Annotated in this window: 11 protein-coding genes and 1 pseudogene; 7 read left to right on the plus strand and 5 right to left on the minus strand. The window is 58.9% G+C overall.

Annotation, left to right across the window (positions count from 1 at the left end; all coding sequences use genetic code 11):
* Window positions 1-4: 4 nt before the first annotated feature.
* The 3 genes from ABVN21_RS02750 to ABVN21_RS02760 all read left to right on the plus strand — a co-directional run bounded on the left by ABVN21_RS02750 (window position 5) and on the right by ABVN21_RS02760 (window position 12,624).
* On the plus strand, window positions 5-7,933 hold the full coding sequence (locus ABVN21_RS02750; RefSeq protein ID WP_339554004.1) for a retention module-containing protein: 7,929 nt from the start codon (window positions 5-7) through the stop codon (window positions 7,931-7,933).
* Between the two features lie 321 nt (window positions 7,934-8,254).
* A complete protein-coding gene (locus ABVN21_RS02755; RefSeq protein ID WP_339554003.1) occupies window positions 8,255-10,192 on the plus strand; it encodes a hypothetical protein in 1,938 nt (645 codons plus the stop codon).
* 155 nt (window positions 10,193-10,347) lie between these two features.
* Window positions 10,348-12,624 carry an autotransporter outer membrane beta-barrel domain-containing protein gene (locus ABVN21_RS02760; RefSeq protein ID WP_339554002.1) on the plus strand — a complete coding sequence of 759 codons (2,277 nt, stop codon included), beginning with the start codon at window positions 10,348-10,350 and terminating at the stop codon, window positions 12,622-12,624.
* 90 nt (window positions 12,625-12,714) lie between these two features.
* On the opposite strand, the gene ABVN21_RS02765 is transcribed toward ABVN21_RS02760, so the two are convergent.
* The 4 genes and pseudogenes from ABVN21_RS02765 to ABVN21_RS02780 all read right to left on the minus strand — a co-directional run bounded on the left by ABVN21_RS02765 (window position 12,715) and on the right by ABVN21_RS02780 (window position 16,429).
* Window positions 12,715-14,700, minus strand: a complete 1,986-nt coding sequence (locus ABVN21_RS02765) for a hypothetical protein (protein ID WP_339554001.1) — start codon at window positions 14,698-14,700, stop codon at window positions 12,715-12,717.
* Window positions 14,701-15,147: 447 nt separating this feature from the next.
* Window positions 15,148-15,355 (minus strand): annotated as a pseudogene (locus ABVN21_RS02770) (hypothetical protein); the annotation flags it as partial.
* An 80-nt stretch (window positions 15,356-15,435) separates the two neighbouring features.
* Window positions 15,436-15,831 (minus strand): YbaN family protein, encoded by a 396-nt coding sequence (locus tag ABVN21_RS02775; protein WP_339554000.1) that lies wholly within the window; start codon window positions 15,829-15,831, stop codon window positions 15,436-15,438.
* A 10-nt stretch (window positions 15,832-15,841) separates the two neighbouring features.
* Window positions 15,842-16,429, minus strand: a complete 588-nt coding sequence (locus ABVN21_RS02780) for a YecA family protein (RefSeq protein WP_007975277.1) — start codon at window positions 16,427-16,429, stop codon at window positions 15,842-15,844.
* Window positions 16,430-16,762: 333 nt separating this feature from the next.
* On the opposite strand from ABVN21_RS02780, the gene recQ reads away from it, so the two are divergent.
* From recQ to ABVN21_RS02800, 4 genes are all read left to right on the plus strand, one after another.
* The gene (gene recQ, locus ABVN21_RS02785) at window positions 16,763-18,889 is read left to right on the plus strand and encodes a DNA helicase RecQ (RefSeq protein WP_339553998.1); all 2,127 of its coding nucleotides are present in this window, start codon (window positions 16,763-16,765) and stop codon (window positions 18,887-18,889) included.
* Window positions 18,890-19,007: 118 nt separating this feature from the next.
* Complete coding sequence (locus ABVN21_RS02790; RefSeq protein ID WP_339553997.1) at window positions 19,008-19,442, plus strand: MarR family transcriptional regulator; 435 nt, start codon at window positions 19,008-19,010, stop codon at window positions 19,440-19,442.
* 128 nt (window positions 19,443-19,570) lie between these two features.
* Complete coding sequence (locus ABVN21_RS02795) at window positions 19,571-21,136, plus strand: peptidoglycan-binding protein LysM (RefSeq protein WP_339553996.1); 1,566 nt, start codon at window positions 19,571-19,573, stop codon at window positions 21,134-21,136.
* Between the two features lie 39 nt (window positions 21,137-21,175).
* Entirely contained in the window at window positions 21,176-21,463 is a 288-nt protein-coding gene (locus ABVN21_RS02800) for a SelT/SelW/SelH family protein (RefSeq protein ID WP_339553995.1), read from the plus strand.
* On the opposite strand, the gene ABVN21_RS02805 is transcribed toward ABVN21_RS02800, so the two are convergent.
* Window positions 21,457-22,350 (minus strand): DMT family transporter, encoded by an 894-nt coding sequence (locus ABVN21_RS02805; protein ID WP_339553994.1) that lies wholly within the window; start codon window positions 22,348-22,350, stop codon window positions 21,457-21,459. The genes ABVN21_RS02800 and ABVN21_RS02805 overlap by 7 nt on opposite strands.
* Window positions 22,351-22,372: the final 22 nt, after the last annotated feature.

Consider the following 22,372-nt stretch of genomic DNA (forward strand, 5'->3'; position numbering starts at 1 on the left):
ACACATGGCTACGCTCATCGGTATCGTCAGTAAGGTCATCGGTCAGGTATTCGCGGTAGGGAGCGATGGCACCCGACGCGCGCTGGTCGAGGGGGACCGGTTGTTTGCCGGTGATCAACTGAATACCGGAGCCGAAGGCGCGGTGGCGGTGCACCTGCAGAATGGCCAGGAACTGACCCTCGGCCGTGGCAGCAGCTTGCAAATGACTCCGCAGTTGCTGGCGAATCAATCGCCCCATGTAGACACCTCGGAAACAGTCGCGCCAAGCCAGGAGCAACTGACTGACGTCGAACAGCTGCAAAAAGCCATTGCGGCCGGCGATGACCCGACGCAGACCGCTGAAGCCACGGCGGCCGGTCCGGGTTCGACCGGGCCCGCTGACGGGACGGCGGGAGGCGGCCACAGTTTCGTCATGCTCGAGGAAGTGGGCGGGCGGGTCGATCCGAACATTGGTTTTCCAAGCGCCGGTTTCAGCATCATTCCCGAGTTTCCCGAAGCGCGACGCGACGGCGATGACAACGGCGACGGCACGCCGGCGGCAGTGGTAACGCCCCCGATTATCACTCCCCCTGACGTTACGCCTCCCGTCAATAATCCTGTCACTCTCAACGGCCTGTCGATCGAGGGCGGCGAACTGACGGTCAAGGAAGCCAACCTCTCTGACGGTTCGGCGAGCAATTCCGGTGCTCTGACCCAGAACGGCACATTCACCGTCAACGCGCCTGACGGCCTGACCAGTCTGAGCATTGGCGGAATCAACGTGATCAACGGTGGTGTGGCCGCCGGTTTCCCTCAGTCGATCACCACTGCGCTGGGCAGCACGCTGACCATCACCGGGTACAACCCGGCCACGGGCGTGGTGAGTTACAGCTACACGCTCAATGGCAGTGAAACGCATACGACTGGTGACGGCACCAGTCTCAGCGAACATTTCCCCGTGGTGGTCGGCGACAGCAACGGCGACACGGCCACTGGCTCCCTGGACGTCAACATCACCGACGATGTGCCTCAAGCGATCGACGACAACAATGCTTCGACGGCTTCGGAAAACCTGCTGACGCTGAACGGCAACGTGTTGACCAATGACGTGCAAGGCGCAGATCGTGTGGCGATCGGCCCTGACAGCGGCCCGATCACCCCCGGCACCTTCACCGGCACCTACGGTACTTTGGTGCTGAACGCCAACGGCACTTACACCTACACCCTTAACACCAGCGACGCCGACTTCAAAGCCCTGCACGGCGGTGGCGACGGTACCGAGACCTTCACCTACACCCTGACCGATGCCGACGGCGACAGCAGCACCGCGAACCTGGTTTTGCAGATCCACAACAACGACGACCCGGTCTCGATTGATGGCCTGAACATCGAAGGGGGTGAACTCACGATTTATGAGAAAAACCTCGGCGATGGCAGCAGCCCGGACGCTCCGCCCCTTACCCAAAACGGCACCTTCACCGTCACGGCCCTCGACGGAGTGCAGACCCTGACCGTGGGCGGCATCGCCGTGGTCACTGGCGGTGTCAGCGCAGGCTTCCCGCAGTCGGTTACCACTCCGTTGGGTAGCACGTTGACCATCACCGGCTACGACGCGACCACTGGCGTGGTCAGCTACAGCTACACCCTGGCGAATCCCGAGGCTCACCCGAGCGCCGACGGTGCCAACACGCTCCCTGAACATTTCGCCGTCACTGTGGTTGACGATAACGGCACCACCGCCAATGGCAGCCTGGACGTCAACATCGTCGACGACGTGCCGAAAGCAGTTGATGACAACAATGCCTCGACCGCTTCGGAAACCTTGCCGACGCTGAACGGCAACGTGTTGAGCAACGACGTGCAAGGCGCGGACCGTGTGGCGACCGGCCCTAATAGCGGCCCGATCACCCCCGGCACCTTCACCGGCACTTACGGCACTCTGGTGCTGAACGCCAACGGCACTTACACCTACACCCTGAACACCAGCGACGCCGACTTCAAAGCCCTGCACGGCAATGGCAACGGCACCGAGACCTTCACCTACGCCCTGACCGATGCCGACGGCGATACCAGCACCGCGAACCTGGTGCTGAACATCCACAACAACGATGACGGCGTAACGCTCAACGGCCTCAATGTGCCTGGCGGCGAGCTGACGGTTTACGAAAAAAACCTCACCTACGGCACCGAGCCCGATGCCCCGGCCCTGACCCAGAGCGGGACCTTCACGGTGACTGCGCTGGATGGCCTGCAAACCCTGACGGTGGGCGGTATTGCGGTGGTCAGCGGCGGCGTGGCGGCAGGCTTCCCGCAACACACCACCACCGGCACCGGCGCGACCTTCACCATCACCGGTTTTGATCCGGCCACTGGCGAGGTGAGCTACAGCTACACCCTCAATTTTACCGACCGCAACCACCCCAACGCCGACGGCGCCAACAGCGTCAGCGAGAACTTCACCGTCGTCGCCACCGACGCCGATGGCAGCACGGCGACCGGGCAGATCAACGTCAACATCGTCGACGACCTGCCGACCGCCAACCCTGACGCGGTCTCGGTCGCGGAGGGCGGTGTGGTCACCGGCAACGTGCTGTGGAACGACGTCGGCGGCGCCGATGGCCCGGCCGCCGGTGGTGGCGTGGTCGGCGTGCGCGTCGGTTCCGACACGTCGACCCCGGTCATCGGCGGCCTCAACAGCCAAATCAACGGCACCTACGGCTACCTGACGCTGGACGCCCAGGGCAACGCCGAATACCACAGCTACCCGAACGCGGTAAGCGGTCCCGGTGCGACCGACGTGTTCACCTACACCTTGCGCGATGCCGACGGTGACGAAAGCACCAGCACGATCACCATCGACGTGAACAACAGCTGCATCCGCGCGGTCAGCGACACCGACGTGACCGTCTATGAAAAAGCCCTCGACCTGAACCAAAGCGGCCAGGACCTGGCTGCCGGTACCGTCACCGGCAGCGACCCAAGCCACACTGGCGAAACCGCCAGCGGCACCTTGGTCGGTTCGGTCTTCGGTGCCAACGGCGCCGTCACCTACACCTTGGTTGGCAGCGCCACCGGTAATTTCGGCCAGCTCCAGCTCAACCCGAACGGCACCTACACCTACACCCTGACTTCGCCGGCCAGCACTACGCCGCACGCGGACGACGGCGCCAACACCCTGAGCGAAACCTTCACCTACCAGGCCACCGACTCCCTGGGCAACAGCGTGACCAGCACCATCGTGGTCAACATCGTCGATGACGTGCCGAAAGCCACGCACGACAGCAACGACTTGGCCGCGGCGGAAACCCAACTGAGCCTGACCGGCAACGTCCTGAGCAACGACGTGCAAGGCGCCGATGTCGTGGCAACCGGCCCGAACAGTGGCCCGATCACTCCCGGCACGTTTGTCGGCACCTATGGCAACCTGGTGCTGAACGCCAACGGCACTTACACCTACACCCTCAACACCAGCGACGCCGACTTCAAAGCCCTGCACGGCAATGGCAACGGCACCGAGACCTTCACCTACACCCTGACCGATGCCGACGGCGATACCAGCACCGCGAACCTGGTGCTGAACATCCACAACAACGATGACGGCGTAACGCTCAACGGCCTCGACGTGCCTGGCGGCGAGCTGACGGTCTACGAGAAAAACCTCACCTACGGCACCGAGCCCGATGCCCCGGCCCTGACCCAGAGCGGGACCTTCACCGTCACCGCACTGGATGGCCTGCAAACCCTGACGGTGGGCGGTATTGCGGTGGTCAGCGGCGGCGTGGCGGCAGGCTTCCCGCAACACACCACCACCGGCACCGGCGCGACCTTCACCATCACCGGTTTTGATTCGACCACCGGCGAGGTGAGCTACAGCTACACCCTCAATTACACCGACCGTGATCATCCCAACGCCGACGGCGCCAACAGCGTCAGCGAGAACTTCACCGTCGTCGCCACCGACGCCGATGGCAGCACGGCGACCGGGCAGATCAACGTCAACATCGTCGACGACCTGCCGACCGCCAACCCTGACGCGGTCTCGGTTGCGGAGGGCGGTGTGGTCACCGGCAACGTGCTGTGGAACGACGTCGGCGGCGCCGATGGCCCGGCCGCCGGTGGTGGCGTGGTCGGCGTGCGCGTCGGTTCCGACACGTCGACCCCGGTCATTGGCGGCCTCAACAGCCAAATCAACGGCACCTACGGCTACCTGACGCTGGACGCTCAAGGCAACGCCGAGTACCACAGTTATCCGAACGGCGTGAGCGGCCCCGGTGCGACCGACGTGTTCACCTACACCTTGCGCGATGCCGACGGTGACGAAAGCACCAGCACGATCACCATCGACGTGAACAACAGCTGCATCCGCGCGGTCAGCGACACCGACGTGACCGTCTACGAAAAAGCCCTCGACACGGTTAAGGATGGCCAGGATCTTTCGGCTGGCTACGCCCTCGGTAGCGAGCCAGGCCATACCGGCGAAACTGCCAGCGGCACGCTGGTGGGTTCGGTCTTCGGTGCCAGCGGTAATGTCACCTACACCCTGGTCGGCGGCACATACGGGAACTACGGGCAGATCCTGCTCAACCCCAACGGCACCTACAACTACACCCTGACCAACCCGGTCAACACCACGCCGCACGCGAATGATGGTGCCAATACCCTGAGCGAGTCTTTCACCTACCAGGCCACCGACGCGCTGGGCAACAGCGTCACCAGTACCATCGTGATCAACATTGTCGACGACGTGCCTACAGCACACGCCGATGCGATTCCGGTCTCGGAGGGTGGCGTGGTCACCGGCAACGTGTTGTGGAACGACGTCGGTGGCGCCGATGGCCCGACGGCGGGCGGTGGCGTAGTCGGCGTCCGCGCCGGTTCCGACACCTCGACCCCGGCACTCGGCGGTCTCAACAGCCCGATCAATGGCACCTACGGCTACCTGACGCTGGACTCTCATGGCAACGCCGAGTACCACAGCTATCCGAACGGCGTGAGCGGCCCGGGTGCGAGCGACGTGTTCACCTACACCTTGCGCGACGCCGACGGTGATGAAAGCACCACCACCATCACCATCGACGTGAACAACAACTGCATCAGCGCGTTCAGCGACACTGACGTTACTGTCTACGAAAAAGCCCTCGACCTGAGCAAGGATGGCCAGGACCTGGGCGCCGGCAGCGTCATCGGCAGTGAGCCGGGCCACACCGGCGAAACCGCCAGCGGCACGCTGGTCGGTTCAGTCTTCGGTGCCAGCGGCGCCGTTACCTACACCCTGGTCGGCAGTGCCACCGGCAATTTCGGCCAGATCCTGCTCAACCCCAACGGCACTTACACCTACACCCTGACCTCGGCACCGAAGACCTCGCCGGGTGCCAATGACGGTGCCAATACCCTGAGCGAAAGTTTCACCTACAAAGCCACCGATGCACTGGGCAACAGCACCACCAGCACCATCGTGGTCAATATTGTCGATGACATTCCCAAAGCCGTGGCTTCGGAGCGTTCAGTGTCAGCCGCGGAAATAGATTCCAACCTGCTGCTGGTGATCGACGTGTCCGGCAGTATGGCCGACGCCTCAGGCGTCGCGGGTTACTCGCGACTGGCACTGGCCAAGCAGGCGATCAGTGCCTTGCTCGACAAGTACGACGACCTCGGCGATGTCAAAGTGCAGATCGTTACCTTCAGCAGCGGCGCCACCGACAAGACGCCGATCTGGGTCGATGTCGCGACGGCCAAGTCGATCATCTCCGGCCTGACGGCGGGCGGTAACACCGATTACGACGCCGCCGTGGCGATGGCGAAAACCGCGTTCGGCACCAGTGGCAAACTCACCGGGGCGCAAAACGTCGGGTATTTCTTCTCGGATGGCAAACCCAACGAAGGGGATATCGGTACTCAGGATGAAGCGTCCTGGAAAGCCTTCCTCGAAAACAATGCGATCAAGAATTACGCGATTGGCCTGGGCAGCGGTGTCAGCAACAGCAACCTCGATCCCGTGGCGTATGACGGCAGCACCAAGACCAATACCAACGCGGTGGTGGTGACCGATCTCAATCAACTGAACTCGGTGTTGTCCGGCACCGTGGTTGGCGCACCGGTGACTGGTTCGCTGCTGGGCGAGGGCGGTACGTTCGGTGCTGATGGCGGTTTCATTAAATCCATCACCATCGACGGCACCACCTACACCTATGACCCTAAAGGCCTCAGTAATCAGGGTTCTCTGATTTCCAGCGGCGGCATTAATAAAGGCACTTTCAACACGATTAACAACTCGCTGAGCGTCGCCACTAATGGCAAGGGCACCCTGGTGGTGAACCTCGATACCGGCGAATACAGCTACGTTTCGCAGAAAGCCACGTCGGTGTTGATCACCGAAAACATCGGCTTCACGGTCAGCGACAAGGATGGCGATCTCGCCAGTTCGAACCTGGTGGTCAAGGTCGTTCCGAACGCGGCTCCGGTGGCATTCGATGATCACATCATCACCAACGTGCTCTCGAACAATTTGACGGTGCCGGGCGAATTGTTGCTGGCCAACGACACTGATTCCAATAGCGATTCGCTCAGCCCATCGTCGACCAGCTTCAACACCGGCTGGATTTCCAAGGCTGCGGACTTCACCGGCACTGGTTCCCTCGTCGTCACCGGCACCAATTCCGGCACGGCGGCCAACCAGAACCTAGGCAACGTACGCACCGCCTTCGCGGCCAATGCCGCGACCATGACCGCCGTGCTGGTGGTCAGTGGTTACCTGGGGGCGGCTAGCAACGCCCAATCCAACGTCAACGATGAGGACCGCTTCACCGTAAACCTGAAGCAAGGTGAAACCCTCAACCTGAATCACAACCTCGATGCCGGGCATGTGGCCATGGAGTATTCGCTCAACGGCGGGTCATGGATCAACCTCGCGGACGGGCAAACCCTCACAGCATCCGCGGATGGGACTTACCAGATCCACATCACCAACATCGCCAACACCAGTGGCAGCACCCCCAATGCGGCGGAAAACTACCAACTGACCATGACCCTCAACTACGCCGGTGGTCACGACATCGCCCCGGACTACCACGGCAGCTACTCTGCCAGTGACAGCCATGGCGGCAGCGACAGTGCCAACGTGTCCATCAGCTATCAGGACAGCCATACCCTCACCGGGACGGCGGGCAATGACACGCTGATCGCGGGCGATGGCGACAATATCCTCAACGCCGGTGACGGTAACGACATCCTCACTGCGGGCAACGGCAACAACGAATTGCATGGCGGCGCTGGCGACGACTTGCTGTACAGCGGCGCGGGCAACGACCTGCTCGACGGTGGCACGGGCACCGATACCGCCAGCTACGCCCATGCCACGGCCGGGGTCAAAGTCGACCTGAGCCTGCTCACCGCGCAGAACACCCTTGGCGCCGGGACTGACACCCTGACCGGGATCGAAAACCTCACAGGCTCCAACTTCAACGACACCCTCACCGGAGACAACAACAGCAACGTCATCACCGGTGGCCTGGGCAACGACATACTCAACGGCGGAGGCGGCGATGACTTCCTGATCGGCGGCCTGGGCAACAACACACTTACCGGCGGCAGCGGAGCCGACACCTTCGAGTGGCTCAAGGGCAATAGCGGACACGATGTCATCACCGACTTCGCGCCCGGCACCGACAAGCTCGACCTGTCGCAACTGCTGCAAGGGGAAAATGGCACGACGGCATCGCTGGATGACTACCTGCACTTCACCGTCAGTGGCAGCGGCGCGTCAGTGATGACCAGCATCGACGTCAGCGCCATGGCCGGCGCGGCACCGAACCAGACGATCGATCTGGCGGGCGTTAACCTGGCCAGTCATTACGGGGTGACGCCAGGGGCAGGCGGGGTGATTGGTGGTGCGGATACCGCGACCATCATCAACGGCATGCTCAATGATCACTCGTTGAAGGTGGACACCGTGTAACTGAAAACTTAACGAAAAAACCCGCCATTCCTGTGTAAGGGATGGCGGGTTTTTTTATTTTCAGTCTCGAACTTCCGACAGATGGTGTCGATACCTGTTATTTCTGACAGTAGCCAAGCGCGTGCTTTTGCCTTTGAATCAAACCATTACGTCATTGGACCATTAAGTAGTCTTATTTGTAATAAAAGAAACAGGGTCGGGCGCGGGGGGCAGTTTACAGGCGATTGAATATTCTCTGTTCGGTAGCTCGATAATTATGTTTGGTTAGGCATCCTCTGTCTTTTGGTAGTCAACGTCCTCTTTAATTGAAGGAACGATAAAATGTCTAAGTATACTAAGCTTGAATCTGCTGAAGAAAAGGCTGTGGCCTATCGAAAATTGAGATGGTCTGCTGAAACGATGGCAGCCGTTGCGCCAGAATTGGATAGAACGAAAAACCCGCTTTTACCTGATGAGAGTGATGATGAGATAAATCAACTTCATAAGCAGTATCAAGGGACAGCGATAAGGATTTTAGTTCATCAGTTTGATGCGTCTCAAGATCCGCTCCCCACGGGAGGCTTTGTCCAGCTACGATGGAATGGATCATTGGTAGGGGCTGCTTTCCGATACCAAACCCCAATACCACCTCGATCTTTTCCGTTGGAATTGGATTTGCCACCGGAATGTACAATAACTAAAGGCACCTATGAACTCAGCTACCGCATCAATCATGGCGGTAACACAGGGGCGCCAGTTGAAACATTGATTATCAATATAGACACGGATTTTCCGCAAGCGCTGAAGCCAACAGTACCTGTTACTGAAATCACCAAGGATTATCTGGATGCAAATGGCTTTGTCCCGGTAACCTGCCCTCTCAGCGGTGATAGTAGAATCGGTGACGTTATCAGGGCCTGGTATGGCAAGTCGGAATCTGATCCCGATAAAGTCTTGATTGGCACCCAATCACTCACAAACCCTGTTGCCGCTCCGGTGTTCGAATTGACGGAAGCTTTGTTGGGCACTGAAGAGGGTATGCACGAGATCTGGGTTGATCATTGTGATCGCAAAGGTAATCAGAGCCCATCCTCGGATAAATTGCAGATCAATGTGGTGTTGACCCTTGCTCCGACTCTCACTGCTCCTGACGTCCCGCTGTTCGAGGACGATGGCGTTATCAATCTGATAGATGCACAAACACCGTCTGGCGTGGGGGTTGGCATCATTGACGAATATAGAAACTTTGTCGCGGGCCGGGACTATCTGAAAATTGTCTGGGATGGCGTGGAGCAGGTGGAAAAGCTGATTGACCGCTTTCCGTTTTTCATCGATGTGCCTTTCAGGGACGTCTACAACGGCGTCGCTTATCAGGAAGATGTTCCCGTTAGCCTGCAAGTGCGACGCGGTGATCGCTTGCATCCCGATTCACCGCTAACCAAGTTAGTGAAAAAGGACCTGAGAAAGCCCGGACCTATCGATCCGGAGAAGCCAGGCCCGCCGGATGATTTCCTGCCATTGGTTATCGCTCATGGGGCGGAGAGTTTTGAGAATAACCGGATTTATGGAGTTGACGAGGGACAGCCTGTCTCAGTAACAACACCGTTGTATGAGGGTGCGCAGAAGGATGAACGCCTTCAACTTGTCTGGAATGGTATTGAAGTATCCGAGCCTGATGGTGGTGTTTACTATGTGCAGGGTGATGAGGGGGAGGGTTTCAAAGTTACTTTTTCTGTGGCGTGGTCGTTTGTTGAATCGCAAGGGAATAACAAATCGACACCATTGTATTATCGGGCTCACGATGCAGTCAGCGACAACTATGCAGTGTCAGGAACGCAAAGTGTTTATGTATATATACACGATACATTGATTTCTGATCCGGTTATTCAACACCTGGATCCCGACTTTGATAATTTGAATTGTAATTCTTTGCGGCCGGGCTTGGACGGAAAGATGGCGGTAGTAGTCTTTATTCCACCTAATCCGGGATTCAAGGATAAGGCAATCCATCTTGATTACCAGGCTTACTCAGACCCTGATGGGGTTGTAGAACTCCAGATCAGAGGCAGTGTTGACTATACGATCAGTGAGCAGGAAAGTATCGATGGTTGTTATATCTATTTCCCTTACAGAGTGTTCGATGAAACCGGTAGCAGATTCGGGGCAATCAGATACAGCGTGGTACTGGATGGACATTTATCAATTTCAGAGCGGCACTTCGTTCGGGTGCTAATGAGGGAGGGTGATGGTTCTAGTTGCAACTTTACACCCTCACCGTAATCCATCAGGGGCGCTTCGAGCGCCCTTTTTTTCGTGGGTATCTTCAGATTATTCCTACATTTTTCTTTAGGCGTAGGAGATACCGTGCACGCCCCTCGCCAGCCACCCAATTCTGCTGTGTGAAAAGGGCGAACTGACAAACAGGACATAGGACTATGACTATCGAGACGAAGCCGTTGTATGTGTTGGCGCAGACGATTTCCGGAAAAATGCTGACAATTTTGCCAGCGTTTTTTTTGATGACCCCATCAGCGGTGGCAGCGTTGATCGTCGATAACAGAACTGAAAACGTCAGCTCGACAACACCGTCGACTGACTATCTGGTTCGCAACAACGGCACGTTGAACATAGTCCAGGGCACCACCCAAAGTATCTTTGTCGAAAGTGGCTCGACGCTGAATATCAGCGGCGCGACCATCACCGCCAGCAGTGGCGTCGAAGGTTTATCGATTACCGGTACCAGCGTGGCGAATATCAATCAGGCTACGGTAACCAGTGAGACCATGGCTCTGACGGTAAACCGTGCGCCCGGAGCCCCACAAGGTTCGACTGCAACGGCGACTGACAGTCAGTTCAATGGGGGTGACACGGGCGCCCACATCACGGGCCTTAGCACCCTGAACCTGATCAATACGGGGCTGACCGGCACCGCTTCGGGAAGCTCGGGTTTGAACATTCAGGGGGGCACTGTGCAAGCGTCGGCGGGTTCCCGTATCAGCGGTGATGCTGCAGGCGTATTGATGGGACGCGACCCTGCAGGCGTGGGCACCAGTGCACTGAAGCTCGATGGCTCGAGCGCTACAGGTCGTAATGGCCCGGCCATACAGGTGCAGGGTGGCATCGACGCCAGCATTGAAGTCTTGAACGGCTCAACCCTGAGCAGCGCCAATGGCAATCTGCTTGAAGTGCTGGGCGCTTCGACGGCAGCCATGACGGTGGGCAGCAGCGCTTTGCAGGGCAACGTGCGGGTGAGCGACAACAGCACGGCCAATCTCACGTTCAACCAAGGTCGCATGACCGGCGATGTGCTGGTCGAGGACGACGCCACTGCCAATGTCATCCTGCAAAACGGTTCGCAGCTCATTGGGCGCTTGAACCAGGTTGATAGCGTGACGATTGATGCCTCCACCTGGACCATGACCGGCAGCGACACCATTGGCGAACTGAGCATGGCGGGCGGCACGGTTGATTTTGGTGTAGCCACCGGCGCATTTCGTGAACTGAACGTCGATACGCTTGATGGCAATGGCACCTTTGCCATGAATGCCGATTTCGCTACGGGTGCCGCCGACCGACTGAATGTCACCGGCGTGGCCAACGGTGATTTCGGGCTGGAGGTCAAAGCCACCGGGACCGATGTCATTTCAGACAAACAATTGGTCCTGGTTCATACGGCTGCCGGTCCTGCGCAATTTTCCCTGGTCGGTGGTCGAGTGGACTTGGGGACCTGGTCTTACGATCTGGCCAACTCCACCGATTCAGCGGGCGGTACCAGCTGGTTCCTGAATCCCACCACCAAAACCGTCAGCCCTGGAGCTCAGTCGGTGTTGGCCTTGTTCCAGACAGCGACCACCATCTCCTACGGCGAGATGAAGTCGCTGGAAGGGCGCATGGGGGAGTTGAAATCGGACGGCAATCTGCATGGAGTATGGGTACGGCCGTTTGGTAACAAGTACAACGTCGATGAAGAGTCGGGCGTTGCTTATCGTCAGCGACAACAGGGCATTTCTCTGGGTGCCGATACCTTGCTGGGCGAAAGCCAATGGAGAGTCGGTGTGCTGGCAGGTTACAGCCAGTCCGACCTGGAGCTTGATGGCGGTACGTCGGGCAATGTCGACAGCTACTACTTCGGTCCATACGTTAGCTGGCTGAATGCTGACACCGGTTACTACTTCGATGGCGCGCTCAAGCTCAACCACTTTCGCAATGATTCCGACGTCAAACTGAGCGATGGCACGCAGACCAAGGGCGATTACAACAACTCCGGCGTGAGCGCGCTGGTGGAAGTGGGCCGCAACATCAAGCTGGCTGATGACTGGTTCGTCAAACCTTCCGCGCAGCTGTCGGCGGCGGTGATCGAGGGTGCGGATTACCGTCTCGATAATGGCATGCAAGCCGACGGTGATCGTACGCGTTCCTTGCGCGGCAAACTGGGCGTCGCCACCGGTCGTAGCTTTAACATCGATCGCGATACCGTCTTGCAACCTTATGCACGTGTTGCGTTGGTTCATGAGTTTGCCAGTCATGATGATGCGCAGGTCAATGGCAACAAGCTCAATAACAGCCTGAAAGGTAGCGGCTTCGAAGTGGGTGCAGGCGTTGCGGTTTCCCTCGCGAAAAACCTGCGTCTGGATGCCGGCGTCGACTATGGCAAAAGTGAAAAATTCGAACAGCCATGGGCGGTAACGTTGGGAGTGAGTTACGGGTTCTAGAGGTTACGCGTCGATAAATACGAATCGCACTCTAAAAAAAACGCCCCGACAGGTTCGGGGCGTTCGTTTTTTTTCGGTTATGAATCTGCGTTATTTCGCGACCGTTGCAGCCATATCTACCGTGGCGACACGGGGCAAACGAGTGCTTACGGTAGCTCTAGTTGTGTCCGGCGCTATGGTGTAAGAGATTTTCCCGTTGAGTTTGTCGGCCACGGCATCGCTATCGCCGCCCGCAAGGGCAGCGCCCCAAGTGACTACGCGTCCATCGGCGGTCAGTGCTGCGAAGGCGTGAGTGTTGCCACAGATGGCGCGTACATCGCTCAGTTGCGGCTGAATGGATTCGGGAATTTCCCCACCATACGTGGCATTTCCCCACGCCATCACGGTGCCGTCGGCGCACAGAGCTGCAAAGGCATGCACAGCAGGTACCACTTGCACGATGTCCGTGCGCTCGGCAATTGGCGCGGGCAGGGTTCCTCCTGTTCCGGCAATTCCCCAAGCTCTCACACTTCCATCGGCGCGTTGCGCCACGAACGCACTCACGTTGCCGGTTACCGCCACGACGTCCGTCAGGTTTTTAATCGTATCCGGAGCAGAACCACCATGATTGGCATTTCCCCAAGCCACCACCGAGCCATCGGCCCGCCGTGCCGCAAAGGCATAACGAGTACTGCTGACTTCTACGATGTCGTCCATATCCTTGATGGGTTGAGGAATGCTCCCTCCATTGTTATTCCCCCACGCTACAACGCTCCCATTCGCCCGGCGCGCAGCAAAGGCCGCGTCATTGCCTGTCAACTCAACAATGTCAGTCAGAGCCGCAATGTCTTCGGGAACCGTGGACCCTGTAGAGTTATTACCCCAGGCCACTACGGACCCATCAGTCAGCAGCGCTGCAAAGCCATACAAGCTACCCACTACCGTTTTGATGTTGGTGAGATTCTTTATCTCGTCGGGGACGCTGGCCCCAAAGTGTGAACTTCCCCATGCACCGACACTCCCATTGCTGCGTAATGCCGTGAAGGCATAACCGTTACCGGTCAACGCTACGACGTCCCGCCATTCGGCGATCTCTGCCGGGACCAGCCCACCATTAGGTTCATACCCCCAGGCCACCACGCTGTCATTGTTCCTGCGTGCGCTAAAGGCATAGCCACACAGGCTCAAGGCGACAATGTCGGTGAGTGTCGGCAGCGTTGCCCCCAGGTTGCCGCCGCGCCCGGGGTTACCCCAGGCCACGAGGTTGCCCAGGTCCGCGCGCGCCGCGAAGGCTGCGTTATTGGCGACCATGCCAGAAATCAGGTTGCCGTTGCCCACCAGATTGCGTTGATGAATGGCCACCCAGTCATCGTCCACCTGCACGTGCAGCGGGCGATCCGGTTGCGTGTCGCGAAAGCGCAAGCCGCTGACGACGGTCGTTTCGTGGTTGTACCGCCAGCGCGCTTCAATGGGTTGCAAGGTGTTGGCGTCGAGCGCCGTCAACCAGAAATCGCCACCGGAAAGGAAGTGGCGATTGCCACGGGACCGCGCGCCCATCACCTGCAAGCGCCCGGTGCCGATGGAATGGTGCACTTCAAATTCGGCCACCCGCGATTCTTCACGCCGACCGTCCACGCGCAGCACCGTGCAGTCGAGTCTGACCTCGCGCCCGACATTAGCCAGAAATACCGCTCTTGGCAGGGTGACCCACTTGTCGCGTCCCGCCTGACCTTCCTCGATCCGGAACGGCACGCTGGCGGTACCGCCCCCCGGCGCAACGGTAACGCGAACTTCGCCGCTGTCACCGACTTGCAAGGGATAGTCGGTAGCGGCCAGGCAGGCTTCCAGGTCACGCGGTATCACGGCCAAATCCATGACTGCATTCTCGACACCATCAAGCCGCGGTGGATTGAACGCCAGGGAAACATCACCGATCAACAGCACCAACGGTTCGGAATAACCAATGATCGCACCCGCACGTGTGATGTAGTAATCAACGGTTACATGACGGTAGCGATTGGCGGTGATGAACTGCTTGTACACCAGGAACTCGACTTCCTCACCGGCAGTTGCCGCGGTCAGGTTTCTGAATTCCATGTGACTGCCGCCGGCAACCGAGCTGCTCCAGCGATACGTTACCCGGTCCCGGTCCAGGGTTTGTGTATAAGGAACAATCAGAGGGCAGCCTCCCGGAGGGACGAGTTCAGGGTCAAGTACACCGCCAACGGCCAAATTAACGAGGGGAGGGGGAAACGCATCGAGAGGCACCCCAGGGTGGGTTTTGCTGACAAGGGCAGAGAGTTGCGAAGGCATGTGAACACACTCCTTACGTCGGACGACGGACTGGCGGTAAAACCAGGTGGTTAGGGGTATCACACAAGAAAGGTCGAAGGCTTTGCTACTGTCAGAACTGACAGTGCCGACCGGCGGGTAATTTTACTTCGGGGCGTGAGTTCTCCATCACATTGGCTCGGGCGGCCCGATCAACCGTCCTATCACCCCAAATACGCCCCGCTCCTTGATCGTCTCAAGCTCCCCTTGGGTCTCGATCCATGGCAGAAATTCCCTGGCGACAATCACTTCACCCTGTGGATCGAGCAGGCGTGCAAGCACCTTGTGATGCATGACCTTGCTGGATGGGTGTTCAATCGCTTGCACCGGTCAGGCGCAAGTAATCCAGAGTGGTGCTGATCTCGGCGGCCAGGTGTTCGGCATCTTCAGTGCTCAGGCCTTGGGTCAGCAGGCTGAATTCGCGAGTCGAGGTGGTGTTTACAGAGAAGGAAGGCGAGTCGTCGGGAGAAGAATTACACAAAAGCCCTGTACGAAAGAGGCTCAGGACTTGCGCAAGGTTTTTTGCTTGAGGATGTAAATCGTCACCAGCACCGCACTGGTCAGCATGAACCCGCGTGCCCAGGGCATGGGCACCAGGTAGCAGGAAAACAGAATGCTCACCCACATCAGGCCGATGGCGTAGACCTTGCCCTTGAGCGGAATTCCATTGCCATCGAGGTAGTCGCGTATCCATGGCCCGAGTCGAGGGTGATCTACCAGCCAATGGTAAAAACGCGGGGAGCTGCGGGCGAAGCACGCGGCCGCCAGTAACAGGAAAGGAGTGGTGGGCAGCACCGGCAGGAAAATCCCGATCACTCCCAGCACTACGCTTAGCCAGCCAATGGCCAGCAGCACGTAGCGCAACATCAGGGAGCGGTTGCCTATGGGGTTGTCCATAGGCAGAACCTTAGTGGTGACGTGGCTTGAGGATCGCCGGTTTTTCGTCTGGTGCGTTGCACAGCAGGTACAGCGCAGTCAGGGCTTCCGGGATCTGCACGATCATGTCGTCCATCAGGTTGGCGTCGGCGGCAATGTCGGAGAACTCCGGTTGCTCGTCGAACAGGCCCGAACCGACCATGATCGGCAGCAGCATTTCGCTGACTTCGTCTTCGGCGGTTTCGAACCAGGCTTCTTCACGCAGGAACACGCCTTCCATGAAGCCGATGCACCAGCCGCGCAGTTCGGAATCGTCCGGATCGTCGCCCAGGTCGAGGTCGCATGGCAGCTCGAACTCTTCATCGGAGGCCAGTTGGCGGGCGATGTGAGCCTTGAGGCCGATTAGGGTGGCTTCGATTTCTTCGCGTTGGGCTTCGCCGCTGTAGTGCGGCTCTTCGGCGAAGAGGGCGTCGATCCACTCTCGATCAGGCACCACCTCGGAACAGATGGAAAGCGCGGTGAGGTAGCCGTGAGCGGCCACGTAGTCCAGCGCCTCGTCATGCAGTTCATCGGCGTCGAGGAAGACTTGCAGGCGGGTTAATTGCTCAGCGAAGGACATTAAAGGGCTACCTTGGGGAATATTCGATGCGGGAATTCTAGGCCTTCTTGAGCGCTTGGGCCAGCCGCGCGGCATATTTGCCCCCTTATGAACTTCGCTTTCCCTGAAGGAACTGCCGAAGGCTGCGATCTACAAGGGGTCATCTTCATCGCTCTTATCAGCGGTGCCCTGCGCAAGGGAGGCCTCGGGTATACTCGCGCGTTTTGTGATGCCCTGCTGGCATCGCGGCTGAAATGTGAAGCGTCATGCAATGCGCACTTACGATTTGTCGGTGCAGCCTTGCGGGTTCTGCACCAGCCTTGCAGGGATGTTTCGGTGATTTTTGGAGTTTCTATGCTCGAACAGGCTCAACGCGTCCTCAAGGACATCTTCGGCTACGACAGTTTTCGTGGTCGCCAGGGTGCAATCATTGAGCGCGTGGCCAATGGCGGCGATGCCCTGGTCCTGATGCCTACAGGGGGCGGCAAATCCCTGTGCTTCCAGGTTCCGGCGCTGTTGCGCGAAGGCCTGGCGGTGGTGGTATCGCCGTTGATCGCCTTGATGGATGACCAGGTCGCGACCCTCGAAGAACTGGGCGTGGCGGCGGCAGCGTTGAACTCGACGCTGAGTGCCGAGCAGCAGCGCGACCTGGCGGCCCGGATCAAGCGCGGCGAAGTCAAAATGCTGTACCTTGCCCCCGAGCGCCTGGTCCAGCCGCGCATGCTGTCCTTCCTGCAAGGGTTGAACATCGCATTGTTCGCCATCGACGAAGCGCATTGCGTATCCCAGTGGGGCCATGACTTCCGCCCGGAATACCTGCAGCTGGGCCAGTTGGCGGAAATGTTTCCCGACGTGCCGCGCATTGCCCTGACCGCTACTGCTGACAAGCGTACCCGCGAAGAAATCGTCACTCGTCTGCATTTGCAGAATGCCGAACGTTTCCTGTCGAGCTTCGACCGGCCGAACATTTTTTATCGCATCGTGCCCAAGGAGCAGCCACGCAAACAGTTACTGGCGTTCCTCGCTGAACGACGCAGCGATGCCGGCATCGTCTATTGCCTGTCGCGCAAAAAGGTCGAGGAAGTGGCCGCGTTTCTCAGCGAGCAAGGCTTCCCGGCGCTGCCGTACCACGCCGGCCTGCCTAACGATTTACGTGCCTATCATCAGAAGCGCTTCCTCAACGAGGAAGGCCTGATCATGGTCGCGACCGTGGCGTTCGGCATGGGCATCGACAAACCCAACGTGCGGTTTGTCGCGCACCTCGATTTGCCGAAATCCCTTGAGGCGTACTATCAGGAAACCGGTCGTGGCGGCCGCGACGGTCTGCCGGCGGATGCCTGGATGGCCTACGGCTTGCAAGACGTGGTGATGCTCAAGCAGATGCTGCAGAACTCCGAAGGTGACGAACGCCACAAGCGTCTGGAACAACACAAACTCGACGCCATGCTTTCGCTGTGCGAAGAAACCCGCTGCCGCCGCCAGACCCTCCTGGCCTACTTCGACGAAGACATGCCCGAACCTTGCGGCCATTGCGATAACTGCGTCGACGTTGTGCAAACCTGGGACGCCACCGAGCCGGCACGTCAGGCGCTGTCGGCGATCTATCGCACCGGCCAGCGCTATGGCGTCGGGCATCTGGTGGATGTGTTGTTGGGCAAGGACAACGAAAAAGTCCGCAGTTTCGGTCATCAACACCTGTCGGTGTTCGGTGTCGGCAAGGCGCGGGCAGAGGGTGAATGGCGTTCGCTGTTCAGGCAACTGGTCGCCCGTGGTCTGGCCGACATCGATCTGGAAGGCTACGGCGGGCTGCGCCTGAGTGACAGTTGCCGACCGCTGCTCAAGGGCGAAGTGACCCTGGAACTGCGTCGCGATCTCAAGGCGCAAACCACGGCGAAAAGCAGCAAGAGTCAGGCGAGCCAACTGGTGCGTGGCGAAGAGCGCGAACAGTGGGAAGCCTTGCGAGCACTGCGACGCAAACTCGCCGAGGAACATGGCGTGCCGCCGTATGTCATTTTCCCGGATTCTACCTTGCTGGAAATGCTCCGCAGCCAGCCGACCACGCTGGCGGAAATGGCCACGGTCAGTGGCGTCGGCGCACGCAAACTTGAGCGTTACGGGGAGGCCTTCCTCGAAGTACTCGGTGGTCAGGTCGAGGCACCGAAAGCGGTGGCCGACGTGCGCCACGAACTCATCACCCTGGCGCGCGCCGGCATGACGCCGTTGCAAATCGCCGGTCAGCTGCAATGCTCGGAAAAGAACGTCTACGCCATGCTCGCCGAAGCCATTGGCAAGCAGCAGTTGTCGCTGGAACAAGCGCTGGATCTGCCCGAAGACTTGATGGGCGAAGTCCAGGACGCGTTCCTCGACGGTGAAGGTGAATTACCGCCCGTGTCGGAGATTTCCGCACTGTTTGCCGGACGAGTACCGGAAGGTGTTTTGTACTGCGTCCGGGCCGCTCTGCAATCCGAATTCGAGATTTGATGGTCGGGTTTACTGGTGTAACGATTCACTACAGATCAAGCCTTGCCTGAAAGCAAGGCTCATGCTTAGCTGACTAATAATTAGTATTTCTCTATTTCAGCCTGATCATGAGTGTTTTATGCCGTTAACCGATCAACACCGTTTTGGCATGCAATTGGCCCAGATGTCCCGTGGCTGGCGTGCCGAACTGGACCGCCGTCTGGCAGGCCTGGGGTTATCCCAGGCGCGCTGGCTGGTGCTGCTGCACCTGGCACGTTTCGAAGAGGCCCCGACTCAGCGTGAATTGGCGCAGAGCGTCGCCGTCGAAGGACCGACCCTGGCCCGCCTGCTCGACAGCCTGGAAAGCCAGGGCCTGGTGCAACGCCAGGCGGTGCTGGAAGACCGTCGGGCGAAAAAAATCGTCCTCTGTGCCCCGGCACACCCCCTGATCGAACAAATTGAAACGATTGCCACTCAACTGCGCCACGAACTCTTCGAAGGTGTCGATGAGGCGGATTTGCGGGTCTGCATGCGAGTCCACGGGCACATCCTGGCCAACCTTGAAAAATCTTGAGGCATAACCCCCGATCCAGACTTTTGAGATCCCTTGTTGCGCGGACTATAAGAACTACTCGGCAATATCGTGTTCGTACCGGATGTGCGAACACGTGCAGGTTGGTTCTGGTTATCTAAGGGATGCTCATGCTTGAAAGTCGGCTGTTGGTTGTTCGCTGTTGCGTCAGGTTGTTGCTCTTCGGTGCTGCTGTCACTTACTCGGCATTGGCTCCAGCGCTGGGTTTGGGTGACATCACCGTGCATTCAGCACTGAACCAGCCGCTTCGCGCCGACATCGCCCTGGTGGATGCCGGTGGTCTGGAGGAGGGCGAGTTGTCGGTCAGCCTGGCGACGGCAGACGAGTTCAGCCGTGCCGGTGTCGAGCGGGTGGTTTTCCTCAACGACCTGAAGTTCACCCCCGTCCTGAAGAGTAACCGCAGTTTCATCCGTGTCAGCTCCAACAAAGCGGTCAATGAGCCGTTCCTGAATTTCCTCGTACAACTCAATCAGCCCAACGGCCAATTGCTGCGTGAATACACGGTGCTGATCGATCCGCCCGGCTCACCGGAGATTGTGCCCGCCACCGATGAACCAACCGCCACTCCTTCGCCTTCCGCATTCCCGAGTGTTCAGCCGGCCGCCGCACCAACGCCTGCGCGCAAGGAACCACCCAAGCCTGCCGCCGGCCAGGCAAATGAGCCTCTTGCTGAGCAACCGGCCGCCAGCGAACTGCAAACCCAGCAGTTGCAGGCAACCGTCGATGAGCTCAAGGCCAAGCTTCAGGCGCAGGACGAACAGATCGCTGCGGATAAAAAACAAGTCAGTGAATTGCAAGCCCGGTTAACGGAAGTCCAGCAGTCGGTGGCAAAACCGGTCAAGCCAGCGGTAGCGGCGCCGATGGTTGTGGAGGAAGCCGAGTCTCGCTGGCCGGTAATTCTCGGAGTTTTCATATTGGTGGGGCTGGTGGTGCTGGGATGGTTCGTCATTCGTCGGCGTCAGGTGTCTGACGACGCCCCCGAATCATCTACAAGACAGGAACCGATGATGGAGCGGGCAGTGGAGCCCCCGATGCCGCCGTCCGCGATACCCGCGAACCCTGAAGAAACCCCGACGGGCGATGTGCTGGAAGCAGTCGATATTTACCTCACCTATGGCCGATTTGCCGAGGCCGCAGGTTTGTTACGCGAGGCAATGGTCAAGGAGCCTCAGCGCACCGATCTGGCTGAACAACTGTTGGACGTGCTGGGCAAGCAAGGTGATCTTGCGGCGTATGAGGCGCAGGAAACCAGCCTGAGAAACGGCGGGTTCGACGCACAAAAACTCCACGAAATCCGCACCCGTCACCCGAAACTGAGCGCCAGTACACCGGTCACCGTGGCTGCTTTAGCGATTGCGCCTGCTGATGAGTTTCAGTTGAACCTTGATGACCTGTCGATGGACACCTCTTGGGACCTGACCAATCCATTTGAAAGCCCGCCATCAAGTGAGCCGCCACTATCGGAAGCCGAGATCGTATGGGTTGCCGAACCTGACACTCAACCCCTCGACAATGCCTTTCTCGCTGAATTCAGTGAGCCCCTGCAGTTGCTGCAACTTGAGCCACTGAATCTGAAACCTGCCCAACCGAGCAACGTTGGCAAACTGGAACAAGCCCAGACCTGCATCGATGATGGTGACCTCGACGGGAGCAAGCTCCCTCGCCACGGGTGTTAAGCTGACGGCATTCAAACATCACACAGGGATCTGCGATTCATGACCGCAAGCAAACCCGAAATCATCATCACCTATTGCACCCAGTGCCAGTGGCTGTTGCGCGCTGCCTGGCTGGCCCAGGAGCTGCTCAGCACCTTTGGCGACGACCTGGGCAAAGTGTCCCTGGTGCCCGGCACTGGAGGGGTGTTTCATATTTACTGTGACGATGTACAGATCTGGGAGCGCAAGGCTGACGGCGGTTTTCCCGAGGCCAAGGTGCTCAAGCAGCGAGTCCGCGATCAGATCGATCCGGACCGCGATTTGGGTCACAACGATCGCACTCAGTGAGAGGTCGCTTCCGCTGCAACGGTTTTCTTGCTTGAGCCGTTGGACAGCCGGCTGGACACCACAATCGCAACGATGATCAGCGCGCCGCCAAGCAACATCCGCAGCGTCGGGTTTTCCCCGAACAAAAGCCACGCCATGGTGATGCCGTAAACCGGTTCCAGAGCGAACACCACCGCGGCGGTTCTTGCTTTGATCACCGCGAGACTGGCGACGAACAGGCTGTGGGCGACGCCGGTGCAGAACACGCCGAGCAGGCCGATCCACAACCAGTCGATCGCGCGTACTTCGCTCAATTGCGGTGCCGCCACCGGCAGCAGGCACAGGGCAACGACCACGTTCTGGCACAGTGCGGCCTGCACTGGCGGGATACGCCCGGAGCTGGCGCGGTTGGTCAACGACAACAGGGAGAACAGCAAACCGGAAGCGACTGACCACAACAGGCCGGTGGTGGCGTCGCTGGCCAGATTGAAGTCTGGTGTCACCAGTATCAACCCGATGGTGACGAGCGTGACCAACAGAATCTCATTGACGCGAATCCGCTCGCGGAAAATCAGCCCTTCCAGGATCACGGTAAAAGCCGGGAAACTGGCAAAACCCAAGGTCGCGATTGCCACGCCGGCGATCTTCACTGAAATGAAAAAACTCACCCAGTGCCCGGCGAGCAACAAGCCACTGAGTAACAGGCGGCGCCAGTCTACGGCGGCCAGTTTGTGCCATCGAGTCTGACTGGCGAATCGTGCAAAAAACGCCAGCGCCAACACCGCGAACGCCGCTCGGCCGAACACGATGATCGCCGGTGACGCGGCGGCGAGTTTGCCGAACACACCGGTCAGGCCGAACATCAGTGCGCCGATATGCAGGGCGCCAAGGGCGGTACGGGGAGTCATGGCAATCCTTGTTAAACGTAAT

The sequence above is a fragment of the Pseudomonas sp. MYb327 genome (genome assembly GCF_040438925.1).
GTDB lineage: Bacteria > Pseudomonadota > Gammaproteobacteria > Pseudomonadales > Pseudomonadaceae > Aquipseudomonas.

Bases quoted from the DNA above. Each gene is read 5' to 3' on its own strand.
- ABVN21_RS02780 (WP_007975277.1), bottom strand. From the start codon at position 16,429: ATGTCCTTCGCTGAGCAATTAACCCGCCTGCAAGTCTTCCTCGACGCC.
- ABVN21_RS02800 (WP_339553995.1), top strand. From the start codon at position 21,176: ATGACCGCAAGCAAACCCGAAATCATCATCACCTATTGCACCCAGTGC.
- ABVN21_RS02775 (WP_339554000.1), bottom strand. From the start codon at position 15,831: ATGGACAACCCCATAGGCAACCGCTCCCTGATGTTGCGCTACGTGCTG.
- ABVN21_RS02795 (WP_339553996.1), top strand. From the start codon at position 19,571: ATGCTTGAAAGTCGGCTGTTGGTTGTTCGCTGTTGCGTCAGGTTGTTG.
- ABVN21_RS02750 (WP_339554004.1), top strand. From the start codon at position 5: ATGGCTACGCTCATCGGTATCGTCAGTAAGGTCATCGGTCAGGTATTC.
- ABVN21_RS02760 (WP_339554002.1), top strand. From the start codon at position 10,348: ATGACTATCGAGACGAAGCCGTTGTATGTGTTGGCGCAGACGATTTCC.
- ABVN21_RS02765 (WP_339554001.1), bottom strand. From the start codon at position 14,700: ATGGAATTCAGAAACCTGACCGCGGCAACTGCCGGTGAGGAAGTCGAG.
- ABVN21_RS02755 (WP_339554003.1), top strand. From the start codon at position 8,255: ATGTCTAAGTATACTAAGCTTGAATCTGCTGAAGAAAAGGCTGTGGCC.
- recQ (WP_339553998.1), top strand. From the start codon at position 16,763: ATGCTCGAACAGGCTCAACGCGTCCTCAAGGACATCTTCGGCTACGAC.
- ABVN21_RS02805 (WP_339553994.1), bottom strand. From the start codon at position 22,350: ATGACTCCCCGTACCGCCCTTGGCGCCCTGCATATCGGCGCACTGATG.
- ABVN21_RS02790 (WP_339553997.1), top strand. From the start codon at position 19,008: ATGCCGTTAACCGATCAACACCGTTTTGGCATGCAATTGGCCCAGATG.